At 36.1% G+C, this 12,584-nt stretch carries 14 protein-coding genes; 10 read left to right on the forward strand and 4 right to left on the reverse strand.

The annotated features are described in order from the left end of the window. The first annotated feature begins 351 nt into the window (after positions 1-351). The gene (locus tag MKX83_RS07570; protein ID WP_095370054.1) at positions 352-1,323 is read left to right on the forward strand and encodes a proline dehydrogenase family protein; all 972 of its coding nucleotides are present in this window, start codon (positions 352-354) and stop codon (positions 1,321-1,323) included. Between the two features lie 101 nt (positions 1,324-1,424). On the opposite strand, the gene MKX83_RS07575 is transcribed toward MKX83_RS07570, so the two are convergent. Together MKX83_RS07575 and MKX83_RS07580 are read right to left on the reverse strand one after the other, a co-directional pair. Then, the gene (locus MKX83_RS07575; protein WP_307318038.1) at positions 1,425-1,901 is read right to left on the reverse strand and encodes a glutathione peroxidase; all 477 of its coding nucleotides are present in this window, start codon (positions 1,899-1,901) and stop codon (positions 1,425-1,427) included. Positions 1,902-1,950: 49 nt separating this feature from the next. Further along, on the reverse strand, positions 1,951-2,667 hold the full coding sequence (locus MKX83_RS07580) for a FadR/GntR family transcriptional regulator (RefSeq protein WP_233435279.1): 717 nt from the start codon (positions 2,665-2,667) through the stop codon (positions 1,951-1,953). A 175-nt stretch (positions 2,668-2,842) separates the two neighbouring features. Between MKX83_RS07580 and MKX83_RS07585 the strand changes: the two genes are divergently transcribed. Both MKX83_RS07585 and MKX83_RS07590 read left to right on the forward strand, forming a co-directional pair. Beyond that, the gene (locus MKX83_RS07585; RefSeq protein ID WP_341054902.1) at positions 2,843-4,258 is read left to right on the forward strand and encodes an FAD-binding oxidoreductase; all 1,416 of its coding nucleotides are present in this window, start codon (positions 2,843-2,845) and stop codon (positions 4,256-4,258) included. Then, positions 4,259-5,224, forward strand: a complete 966-nt coding sequence (locus MKX83_RS07590; protein WP_307318035.1) for a bile acid:sodium symporter family protein — start codon at positions 4,259-4,261, stop codon at positions 5,222-5,224. A gap of 57 nt (positions 5,225-5,281) precedes the next feature. Here the strand turns inward: MKX83_RS07590 and MKX83_RS07595 are convergent, their stop codons facing one another. Continuing rightward, entirely contained in the window at positions 5,282-5,569 is a 288-nt protein-coding gene (locus MKX83_RS07595; RefSeq protein WP_224935623.1) for a YxcD family protein, read from the reverse strand. Beyond that, positions 5,557-6,006: a hypothetical protein gene (locus MKX83_RS07600; protein ID WP_095370049.1), complete on the reverse strand. Its 450-nt coding sequence runs from the start codon at positions 6,004-6,006 to the stop codon at positions 5,557-5,559. Before MKX83_RS07600 ends, MKX83_RS07595 begins: the two co-directional genes overlap by 13 nt. Before the next feature lie 211 nt (positions 6,007-6,217). On the opposite strand from MKX83_RS07600, the gene kynU reads away from it, so the two are divergent. The 7 genes from kynU (at position 6,218) to MKX83_RS07635 (ending at position 12,506) form a co-directional block, all read left to right on the forward strand. Further along, positions 6,218-7,459, forward strand: coding sequence for a kynureninase (kynU, locus tag MKX83_RS07605; RefSeq protein WP_341058599.1), 1,242 nt, complete (start codon positions 6,218-6,220; stop codon positions 7,457-7,459). Beyond that, a complete protein-coding gene (gene kynB / locus MKX83_RS07610) occupies positions 7,459-8,097 on the forward strand; it encodes an arylformamidase (protein WP_095370048.1) in 639 nt (212 codons plus the stop codon). The genes kynU and kynB overlap by 1 nt, the downstream gene beginning before the upstream one ends. Next, complete coding sequence (gene kynA, locus MKX83_RS07615) at positions 8,097-8,945, forward strand: tryptophan 2,3-dioxygenase (protein WP_180316992.1); 849 nt, start codon at positions 8,097-8,099, stop codon at positions 8,943-8,945. Before kynB ends, kynA begins: the two co-directional genes overlap by 1 nt. A gap of 287 nt (positions 8,946-9,232) precedes the next feature. Continuing rightward, complete coding sequence (locus MKX83_RS07620; RefSeq protein WP_322910077.1) at positions 9,233-9,754, forward strand: signal peptidase I; 522 nt, start codon at positions 9,233-9,235, stop codon at positions 9,752-9,754. Next, entirely contained in the window at positions 9,751-10,647 is an 897-nt protein-coding gene (locus MKX83_RS07625; RefSeq protein WP_180316991.1) for a hypothetical protein, read from the forward strand. The genes MKX83_RS07620 and MKX83_RS07625 overlap by 4 nt, the downstream gene beginning before the upstream one ends. A gap of 135 nt (positions 10,648-10,782) precedes the next feature. Next, complete coding sequence (locus MKX83_RS07630) at positions 10,783-11,205, forward strand: GNAT family N-acetyltransferase (protein ID WP_095370044.1); 423 nt, start codon at positions 10,783-10,785, stop codon at positions 11,203-11,205. A 236-nt stretch (positions 11,206-11,441) separates the two neighbouring features. Next, entirely contained in the window at positions 11,442-12,506 is a 1,065-nt protein-coding gene (locus MKX83_RS07635; protein WP_307318029.1) for a C45 family autoproteolytic acyltransferase/hydolase, read from the forward strand. Positions 12,507-12,584: the final 78 nt, after the last annotated feature.

Here is a 12,584-nt window from a genome sequence, read left to right on the forward strand (position 1 = left end):
TAGGGAATAGTGTTTGTTCGTTTTTTTTATGGAATTGATCATTTTTCTTCATTCGGTTGTTTGTTATGATTTTCGTCAATGCGCTTCCCTAGATTTCGTCCCACGCAATTATCATACATAAATACAACTATTAGAAATGGACATATTTTTATCTTCTTTTCCGCCTTTATTTATTTTTTAAATATAATTTTTTGGTTTGTTTCCTTTCTTTTAGTGGTACAGTTATTTTAAAGAAAGAAATCATTGTTTCTTCTTAAATATAGGAAAAAAATAATTATTCGCAAAATAATTTTTATTGCTAATTTATGATATAATGACCATGTAAAAATTAATAGACAAGGAGTAATCGCTATGCTGAAAGATCTATTTATAGGCTTATCTCAAAATCAATTTTTAAATAGTGCAGCAAAAAAATATGGTTTAAAACTGGGTGCTCAAAGTGTCGTTGCGGGTACAAATATTGAAGAAGCGATTGTTAAGATTAAAGAATTAAATGCCCATGGTATCGCATGTACAGTCGATAATCTAGGGGAATTTGTTAATCAAAAAGAGGATGCGACTGCAGCAAAAGAACAAATCTTAGCAGTTGTTGAAGCGATTCATGAGCATGAAGTCGATGCTCATATTTCGTTAAAACCATCTCAATTAGGTTTAGACATTGATTACTCCTTTTGTTTGGAGAACTTAAAAGAAATAGTAAGTAAGGCTCATGAATATGGCATCTTTATCAATTTTGATATGGAGGATCATGGCCGTTTACAACCTTCATTTGATTTATTGGATGAATTATCAAAAAGTTATGATAATATAGGGACTGTTATCCAGGCCTATTTTTATAGAGCAATAGAAGATATAGAAAAATATAAAAATTATCGTTTGCGTATTGTAAAAGGTGCATATAAAGAACCAGCTGAAGTTGCGTATACTGCGAAGGAAGAGATTGATAGCAACTATATTAAACTAATAGAATATCATTTGTTACATGGTAAATTCACGTCGATTGCAACACATGATCATCATGTAATTAATCATGTGAAGAAATTTGTAAAGGAACATGATATTCCAAATGATCAATTTGAATTCCAGATGTTATATGGATTCAGGAAAGAAATGCAATTAGAGCTTGCGAAAGAAGGCTACAACTTTACCACATATATTCCGTTTGGTGATGACTGGTACGGTTATTACATGCGACGTCTCGCAGAAAGACCACAAAACATCAATCTCGTTGCAAAACAAGTATTTAATAAAAAGACAAATACTATTCTTGGCGTTGCTGCTGGTGCATTCTTACTCGGTAGATTATCTAAAAAGAAAAAATAAACTGATATAATAAAAGGTTCCGAATGGGGGCCTTTTTTTGATCATAGAAAATAGAACATAAGGAAACTCCTATATTTAATAGGGGATTCCTTATGTTAATTTTAGAGCAATTTTTCAATGTCACTCGTTAATTTTTCCGGTTCGGTTGTTGGTGCGTATCTGTCGTATACTTCCCCATTCCGGTCAATAAGAAACTTGGTGAAATTCCATTTAATATTCTTTGAAAGTACACCTTTCTTCTCTTCTTTTAAATAAGAAAACAGTGGTTCTGTGTTATCACCGTTTACATCTATCTTTGCAAACATTGGAAAGGAGACACCATAATTCACTTGACAAAACTCTGTTGTTTCATCGATATTAGCGAATTCCTGGTTGTTAAATTGAGCACATGGAAAACCAAGGATGACAAAGCCTTTATCTTTATATTTTTCATATAGCTCTTGCAATCCTTCAAACTGAGGAGTAAGGCCGCACTTACTGGCAGTATTAACGATTAGGATTACTTTTCCTGCAAAATCTTTTAACTGTTCTGTATGACCATTTGTTTTTTTTACTTCAAAGTCATAAATAGTTTTCATTATTATTCCTCCAAACATCAAGTAGGTTTATTTTAGCCGACTTTATTATTTATAAGTAGGATTCTGCTTGTTCATTGAAAAGCATTGATTCGCTTAATTCTTTTCTTACCCTATTAATATGGTTACTCATTAATTGCCGCGCTTCATTCCCATTTCCTGATGCAATTGCTAAATAAATATCACGGTGCTCTTCCATAGTAGATTTTTCCCGTTTATTGTCTTCTGCAAACCGGTTTGACCTCGTTACTTTTATAGTATTTTTCATATGTTCAGTAAGGTTAGTCATGAGTTTGATAAATATAGAATGGTGTGACGCATAAACGATATGTAAGTGAAATTGAAAATCCGCGTGGATGCCGTCTTCGGGCGTGGATGCCGTTTCCATCGCTAAAAGCGAATGGCGGATATTGGCTATATCTGTTGATGTCGCTCTAGATGATGCCAAACCAGCACACTCCACTTCTAAAACTTTTCGTAAATCTAACATTTCATATATATTTGTCTTTGGATTAGCAGAAAGGATAGGTGCTTCAGAAGTTAAACAATCAACTGATCTAATGTATGTTCCACTACCTTGCCGAATCTCTAAGACACCTTTCATTTCTAAAATTTTCAATGCTTCTCTAATTGATGTTCTGCTAGAGGAAAAGAGAGTTGCAAGTACTCTTTCAGGGGGGAGGCGATCTCCTGATGATAGTTGTTGATTGATAATATATCCTTCTAATTGTTCTGTAATAATCATATGTATTTTTTTCTTTTGCGACATGATTTCCACTCCCTTTCATATCATCATACAAAAAAAGGGAAAATGCAGCAATTTTAAATTTTTAATTATTGATTTTTTTGAATTTTCTTGTACAATGAGAACATGTTAGACCAATTTTCTCAAAATTCAATAATTGGTCTGTGCAATTTTGATTTGTAAGGAGAGAGACTAAACAATGAAAACAACAGAGGGCAGTCAAACGAATAATCAAGAATTAGTAAGCGCTTTATTGAGTTTTTTAACAGATGAACAAGTATCTATTAATGAAACCATTCTTGACTTACATAGTAAAGATGAATCCTATCATAAAGGTAGTCATCCTGATATTGTTGTTTATCCCAAAAATGCTAGTGAAGTAAGTCAAATTATACAAAAGGCGGGAGAATTCCAAACGCCCATTATTCCTTTCGGGGTTGGGTCGAGTTTAGAGGGACATGTCATTCCTTACAAAAAGGGAATAACGATGAATTTTACTGAAATGAATAGAATTATAGAAGTTAAGGAAGAAGACTTTTTAGTAAAAGTTCAACCTGGTGTGACACGTTCGCAACTAAATAAAGAGTTAAAAAAATACGGTTTGTTTTTCCCTGTTGACCCAGGTGCTGATGCTACATTAGGCGGGATGGCAGCAACCAATGCAAGTGGAACCACTTCAGTTAAATATGGTGTAATGAGAGATCAAGTACTAGATTTAGAAGTGGTTTTAGCTAATGGGGAGATCATACATACCGGTAGTTTAGCCGCCAAATCTTCTTCTGGCTATCATTTAAATGGACTATTTGTCGGGTCAGAAGGGACTTTAGGCTGCTTTACTGAGTTGACGTTAAAAGTGTACGGTATTCCAGAATTCCAAATGGCTGGTAGAGCAACCTTTCCTACAATTGATGATGCAGTTGGTGCTGTAGTTGGTATCCTACAAGCTGGCATTCCGATTGGCAGAGTTGAATTGGTAGATGAAGCTTCAATTAATCAAGTGAATCTTTTTAGTGAGACTAATTACGAGATTAAGCCAACGCTATTTTTAGAATTTCATGGTAATGAAGCAGGGCTTCAACAAGATGTAGAATTCATGAGAGAAATTGTAGCTGATTTCCATTGTCAAGATATAACATTTGAAACAGATACGGCTGCTCGTAACCTTTTATGGGATGCAAGACATAATTTAGCCTACGCTTATGTACACGGTTATCCAGGAAAGAAAATGATGGTAACAGACGTATGTGTACCGATCTCAGAATTAGCGGGTGCCGTTACTTATGCAAGAAAATGCCTAGATGAGATTAATTTAATTGGTGGCCTGACGGGACATGTAGGAGACGGAAACTTCCATTCGCTTGTGATGATTGATTTGAATAATGAAGAAGAAGTAAACAAAGCTAAACATTTCAATGAACAACTTGTCTTGTATGCTTTAGAAAAGGGTGGCACTTGTACTGGCGAACATGGTGTTGGGGTAGGAAAGATGAAATATCAAGAACAAGAGCATGGGAAGGCATTAGAAGTGATGAGGAACATTAAGAATGTCTTAGATCCAAATCACATCTTAAACCCAAATAAGGTTATTCCTTTTAATTCGGAGGGGGAGAGTTAATTGAAGATTCTGGAAACCGTTAGTAATCTCGCAGGAAAGTATTTTGCTTTTCTTGTTATTATTGCTGCAGTTGTGGCTTATCTCTATCCACCGTTATTCGTAGTCTTCGGTGGATATATCACCTTGTTACTTGGCGTAGTCATGTTCGGTATGGGTTTAACATTAAAACCGGTAGACTTTAAATTAGTATTTTCTCACCCACTCCCAGTTTTACTGGGCTTTGTAGCACAATTTACAATAATGCCTTTGACAGCTTTCGCTATTGCCTACCTTATGCAATTACCGGCAGAATTAGCAGCGGGATTAGTATTATTAGGGTCAGTCCCGGGTGGTACAGCATCTAATGTCATGGTGTATTTAGCAAAAGGAAATGTACCCTTATCGATAACAATGACATCGTTATCCACTTTGATTGCACCAATAGCTACACCGCTCATACTTTTAGCTCTAGCAGGTCAATGGATGCCCGTTGATGCGTGGAGTATGTTTGTATCAATTGTTCAAGTAATTATCGTTCCTATTATACTTGGTTTAGTAGTGAAGAGAATATTCCCGGTTATCGTAGAAAAAAGTATAAACGTTGTTCCACTTATTTCTGTTACAGCAATCATTATTATCGTTACCGCTGTTGTAGGAGGGAATGCTGAGAAAATTGCTTCTTCTGGGCTTTCTGTCTTTATTGCGGTGATGCTCCATAATGCAGCAGGTTTACTATTAGGATACATGGCTGGCGTACTTTTCAAAATGGATGAAGGTACGAGAAGAGCGATTGCTATTGAGGTGGGCATGCAAAACTCAGGGTTAGGTGTTTCGTTAGCAACTGCTCACTTTGGTCCAGTTGCCGCTATTCCAAGTGCTTTAGGCGCTGTTTGGCATAATATATCGGGTCCTATTTTAGCTACGTACTGGTCAAAAAAACCAGCAAAAGAAAAAGAAGTAATCACTAAACAAACAAAGGTGATTTAACTTATATACCAATAATAAAAGAGCATCCTTTACGGATGCTCTTTTTACAAAACTTGTTTATTGTACAACAGCGATAATTCCTTGTTCATCGTCGAGTACGAGGTTTATACCTGCATATGGATCGCGATTAAGAAATTCATCTAACCATAATCTTAATGCTTCGATCATATTCGCTGTAATCAAGACTTGCTTGCGGCCGCCAACATGAGATTCGGCAGAGAAACCATAATCGTCATCATACATGAGCTCAATTTCGACTTCTTCTAGCTTCACTTGTTTTTTACGAGAAATGTACACACATAATGCATTGACAATATCTTGTTCAGGAATAATTAATTGTTCCATGGATTTGGTTCCTGTTTTTTCTTTTTATCTTTAATCATCGTAAAGATTTTACGAATAATCATAATGACAAAGACGATAGCTAAAACATTGACAAGTAAACCAAGAATACTACCTAACATACCCATATTTCCAAACAGGCCACCAAATAATAATCCCGCTAGTCCACCTAACATAAGTCCTTTCATTAATCCGCCAGAAAAGAAACCACCATTATTCTTTTGTTGTTGATTTGTTGCTGTGTTGTTTTTTTGTTGCTGATTATTTTGAACGTTCGATTGGTTATTATTGTTTGTCGTGCTTTTATTAAAGTTTACACCTTTTTTACCTGATTTATAAGATTTCGCCTCAACAGTTGAAACCTGGTCTTGGAAGATTGTTGTTCCTACTGGTGAAAAGACAAGTGCTGCAGTAAGTATAGCTGCAAAAATTTTCTTCATTATCTATAGTTCCCCCTAATAGTGTATTACTACTTATTATATCAAAATAGGTTAACAATTTGTAAGCAAAATTAGATTGTGCGTTTTTTGACATAAATGATTTAAACGGTTATTCATTGCAAAGATGAAAGAAGTTAGCTATAATTTTCGCGATATAGATAATTTTCAGAAAGGTTGTGTTTGCTTGAACAGATACTCACTTGCGTTTGCAATGGAGAAAGACCAACAAGATCAACTGGCAAAATATCGTAAGGAATTTTACCTGAGAGACGATTTAATATATCTAGATGGAAACTCTTTAGGGTTATTATCTAAAAGAGCTGAAAAATCACTAAATGAAGTAATTCAATCATGGAAGGAATACGCAATTGATGGTTGGACCGAGGGAGGGGCTCCGTGGTATTATATGGCCGAAACAATTGGGGAAAGCTTGGCCAAGCTCGTAGGAGCTAAGAAAGCAGAAGTTATCGCATCTAATTCTACGACAGTTAATTTGCATCAAATATTAGCTACCTTTTTCCAACCAAAAGAAGGTAAAAATAAGATTATCGCGGATGAGCTAAACTTTCCGTCTGATATTTATGCGATCAAAAGTCATCTTCGTATGAGAGGCTATTCAGAGGAACAATTTATTAGTATTCAAAGTAGAGATGGTCAATTTATTCACGAAGAAGATATTATTGCAGCGATGAATGAAGAAGTTGCACTCATTATTTTACCTAGTGTATTGTATCGAAGTGGACAAATTCTCCAAATGAAAAGGTTAGTCGAAGAAGCTCATAAAAGAGACATACTAATTGGCTTTGATTTATGTCATTCCATTGGAGCCATTCCCCATTCATTAACAGAATGGAATGTTGACTTTGCCTTTTGGTGCAATTATAAACATCTAAATGGTGGACCTGGTGCTGTAGGTGGTTTATATATCAATGAATGTCATCATGGAACAGCTCCTGGCTTAGCTGGCTGGTTTGGTTCTCATAAACAGAAGCAATTTGACATGGAACATGAGATGACTGTAGCAGATGACGCAAGTGCATATCAAATGGGCACGCCACAAATTTTAAGTATGGCACCATTATTGGGAGCGCTTTCTATGTTTGATGAAGTTGGGATTAATGCTATTAGGCAAAAGTCTTTGCAATTAACAGATTATATGATGGACTTAATTCACTATGAATTAAAACCTTTTGCCTTTCAACTATACAACCGCACGGATGAGAGTAGAGGGGCACATATTTTACTTGGGCATAAAGAGGCTGCGAGAATTTGCAAAGCTTTAAAGGAGGAAGGTGTTATTCCTGATTTTCGCATGCCAGATGGAATCCGTTTAGCACCTGTGTCCTTATATAATTCGTTTGAAGATGTATGGCGTGCAATAAACATATTGAAGAAAATCATGGAAGAGGAAACATATAAAAAGTTCGAAAATATACGAGGAGTGATTGCCTGATGGGACATTGGATAGATATTTCTCAGCCACTGCACAATGGGATGGCACATTGGCCAGGAGATGAAGCTTTTTCTTTTAACTTATCTGCAACGAGAGAAGAGACTGGTTCGGTTAATATTGGTCAACTGTCTACAAGTATACATATCGGTACCCATGTAGATGCACCGTTTCATTTTATAGAAGATGGTAAAAAGACAAATGAATTAGATATTAATTTGTATATTGGTAGAGCTAAACTGATTGATTTATCAGGTGAAGAAAGAATCACAACCGCCTTATTAGACCAATTCCCATTACAGAATGTAAAGCGACTATTAATCAAAACGAGTAGTGAGCCTAAGCCAAAGCATTTTCCAACAAGGGTCCCTGTCATCAGTGAAGATGTCCCGTTATATTTAAAAAAATGTGGGGTGGAACTGATTGGTGTTGATTTTCCGTCAGTGGATGAATTGGATAGTAAAGCATTACCTATTCACCATAAGCTCCATCAACATAATATTCATATACTAGAAAATATCGTTGTTCATGATATTGTACAGGGAGACTATGAACTGATTGCTCTTCCACTAAGAATTGAAGGCGGGGATGGCAGTCCAGTAAGAGCAGTAATAAGAAAATTAGAAGGAGGGGGTGCATGATGACAAATAAACAGGGGCAGCCCCCGTTTGAGAATGAAAATGGGATACATACCGCATTCGATGAGAATATGACATATGGTGAATACTTGCAACTAGATCAAGTACTGGGCGCGCAAAAAAGGTTGTCTGGTCACCATGATGAGATGTTGTTTATTATTATTCATCAAGTATCTGAATTATGGATGAAACTTATCTTACATGAAATTCAATCAAGTATTGCAGCCATTGAAGCTGATGACTTGTCGACAGCACAAAAATGCTTATCTAGGGTAACGAAAACACAATCTCAAATTATACAGGCTTGGGACGTTCTATCTACTCTCACACCATCTGAGTATATCGAGTTTCGACCTTTCCTCGGCCAAGCTTCAGGCTTTCAATCTTATCAATATCGTATGATAGAATTCGCACTAGGGTATAAAACACCGCATGTGCTAAAAATCTATCAAAAAGATGCTGACTTGAAAGAAGAGTTGTTGAAATCATATGCAGCAAAAAGTCTCTATGATGTCAGTATCCATTGTTTACAGCGTAATGGATTAACAATTGATGAGACGATACTTTGTAGAGATGTAGAAGATACTTATGAATATAATGAATCGGTTAAAGAAGCATGGAAATCGGTGTATTTAAATAACGAGAAGTATTGGGAGCTCTATGAATTAGCAGAGAAACTAGTAGATATTGAGGATTCGTTTCAACAATGGAGATTTAGGCATATGAAAACAGTAGAGAGAATAATAGGCTTCAAGAAAGGTACAGGTGGCTCATCTGGCGTCGGTTATCTAAAGAAAGTCATTGATCAACAGTTCTTCCCTGAGTTATGGATGATTAGAACAGAATTATAAATGAATAAATAGTAATAGTCCAAAAAGCCCTCTATATCATTTGAAGACAGGGGCTTTTTTCTACTTTTATAGCAAATTGTTACGTAAACGAATGATAAGATAGGAATAATAAATCATTAGGTAAAAAGTAGTGGTTTGTTACAGGTTTTGATTTTTATACTTAAATTTCTGAATATTTAGGTATTTACTCTCTTGTCATATTTTCCTAATATTACTATATTTATTCTTAATTGAAGAACAATTGAAACGAGAAGGGAGGAGGAAGTATTCGAAAGGTCATTTCGGTCATTGGTAATAGTTTATTTGTCCTTCTCATTTTATTAGGTGTTCTTTCTTTATACACGCTAATCACTAGTGACCAAAATCAAGAAAAGCCACCATCTCTATTTGGGAGAAGTCTTCTTATTGTATTAACAGGAAGCATGGAGCCGAGTATCTCACCAGGTGATGTTGTTGTGGTTAAACAATCTACGTTTAATCAAATCAACGAAAATGATGTGATTACATACCGAAATGGGGCAGACTTTGTCACTCACAGAGTAACTGAAGTAGCTAAGGATGAATCTGGCTCATTTTTTAAGACGAAAGGCGATGCAAATAATACTGAGGATGAGACGAAGATACGGTCTGAACATCTAACAGGTAAAGTAGAATGGGTGTTGCCGAAAGTAGGCTCTATTGCTGAATTCTTGATCAGTCCAATTGGTTTAAGTTTGATGTTTTTCATTGTTCTTGCCATTATTTTTTCAGACAAGCTATTTAAAAGGAACAAAAAAATCATAAATGAATTTGAGGGGGAGAAGAGTTGAAAACAAAATTATCGTTAAGTTCATTGGCATTATTATTAATTGCTACAGCTATTTTTGGGACAGTTGCTTATTTTTCTAAAAGCTTTACGAGTACAGGAAACACAGTTCAAGCTGCAAAATTTAATGTGAACGCAGTGAATGAAAGCGGTGAGACAATTGGGGATGGACAATTCTCCTTAGGTGAGAATTTTTACCCAGGGATGGATCCTGTCAAAGTTTATGCTTTTGAAATTCAAAAAAATGATACGAAGGTGCCCGTTGAGTATCAAGTAGATTTAATTCCATCGGGTAAATTATTCCCTGCCAATGGCAATTCGCCAATTGTTTTGTCATTAGAAAGAAAAGTGAATGGGGAGTGGAAGGAAATCGATCATACTTCAACATTTAAACCGACAGTGGATAACGAGCAATTTCGTATTTTCGCAAGGTGGCCACATGGTGATAATGATATTAACTTCCAAGGGAAAACAGGAAATTTAAAACTGAAAGTTGTCGCTACTCAAGTAGATGAAGAGGAAGGACCTCCGTATTATACTGGTTCAATCGCTTTTAAGGCAACACCTTCAGGGGATATCAGAACAACAGCAAATAAAGAAGTGAATTTTTATAAAAATGACCAAGGTAATAAGGTCATTGAAGTGAAAATGGGAGAAGGTAATGGGGACTTCGAGAAAAAGGTCGGTAATTTTACAATAACAGAATCACAAGAGGGTGGCAATACATGGTATAAAGTCGTGACAGATCATGAATATTACGCTGGACCAAAAGTTTGGAAATTAACAGCGGATCGTGTCAATACTTCTCAGGCTGGTGTAATCGATTTTAGAAAAGATACGAATGTTTACCTAACTATTGAATCGCAACAGTTATACAAATGGTTTACTTCAAACTAATACTGAAGGCAGGATAACCAGGGTTACTGTAGAATAGTTAGTTGAGAGAGTAAGAAAGGGGCAAGTTGTTTGTTATTATATGAATCAATATATATCTTCTTTTCAGCCTAATCTAACGAGAAAAGGGGTTAAAGAATGATATATACGAGTAATCTACAAGATATAACGATAGACATGCTATCAGGTTTTTTTGTGGGATGGGGGAATTATCCGCAACCGAAAACGCATCTATACCTAATGCACAATAGCTATAAAGCGATTGTGGCCATTGATGAAACGAACGATAGAGTCGTAGGCTTTATTACAGCTATCAGTGATGGTGTGATCTCGGCATACATTCCGCTGCTAGAAGTACGACCAGACTATCAACAGCAAGGTATTGGAGAAACACTTGTAAAGATGATGCTACAGGAACTGAGCGATATTTATATGATTGACTTATCTTGTGATGATGATTTAGTTCCGTACTATGAAAGATTCGCCATGACGAAGGGAAATAGCATGATTATACGCAATTATGAGAGGCAGTCTGGGAGAAATATTAATAAAACGATATAAAGAAGTTCTTGCATTAAAACGGGCAAATGCTATTTCAATAGCTTTGTTCGTTTTTTTTGTATTGGCAAAAGAATGAAATGGAAGGAGTTTACATTAATGATTATGAACACAACAAGTAGAATATTAGTTGAAAAGTTAATGGTTTCCTGCTTTTTAATTTGCACTGGCGAGTTGTCTTTATTTTCCGAAGGACTTCCAGTATGCTTATGTTGAGAGCAACTGTGAGGAGGATACATATGAAGAAAATCTATAGTGATATTATTCAATTTAGAGGCAATCATTATGATTATGGTTTCTTGCAAGGGGAGTTATTAAAGGACTCATTGTCCGTGAAAAATAGAGAAGACCAGTGGAAGGTAAGGAAGCCACGCTTTACTATCAATGTAGAAGAAGCAAAGTCGATGATTACACACTTTGCTCCAGGTGTTTGGGATGAACTAATGGGTTTACAAGAGGCATTAGAATGGCCAATAGAGCGGGTATTACAAGAATACGGTGGCTATCGCGTGAATCATCATAAATCAGGCTGTTCTATATATATAGGTGAGGATTATTTAATCCGCAATTATGATTATCATCCCAAAACATATGAAGGGCGATATACACTATTCCAACCGACTGATGGAATGGGCTATAGTATGATTGGTCCATCGCAACGAGTAACAGGGCGAATGGATGGTATGAATGAGTGTGGTTTAGCAATGGGCTATAACTTTATGAATAGAAGAAGACCAGGTGATGGTTTTATTTGTTGTATGATTGGCAGACTTATTTTAGAGTCATGTCAAGATGTTGAAGAAGCAGTTGCGATGTTAAAAGAAATTCCTCATCGTCATTCCTTTACTTATGTTGTTCATGATAAGAAGGGAAGAAGTGCGGCAGTGGAAACCACCCCAAGAGAAGTGACAGTGCGTGAAACTCTATCCTGTACAAACCATTTTGAGAAACTCTTATCAGAAAACCGTCATCAATTAGCAGATTCAAAGCGTCGTTTAGCTGTTATGGAAGAAAATCGCGCAGCAATGAGTAGTCCAGAGCAAGCTTTTCAATTGATGAATGGTATAGGTAAAGGTGTATTTTCTGATTTGTATGGAAGCTGGGCGGGGACTATTCATACATCTGTATATTTTCCGCGTAGCCTAAAAGTATGGATGGCATTGGGAGGAAATCAACAACCTTATGAGATTGACTTTGCTTCTTGGCTATTAGGAAAAGAGTTATCAATCGAGAGAATGACTGGTAAAGTGGACACGGATATTCCTTTTCTTCACATGGATGAAGGGGCGAATTGGTTTAAGTGAAATGATAAAAAAAGAAAAAGCCAGTTGTGCAAATGAAGAAATGCTCAAAACTGGCTTTAGGGTGGCCTGTTATGGTAC

This window comes from Cytobacillus sp. FSL M8-0252 (genome assembly GCF_038007345.1).
GTDB lineage: Bacteria > Bacillota > Bacilli > Bacillales > Cytobacillaceae > Cytobacillus > Cytobacillus kochii.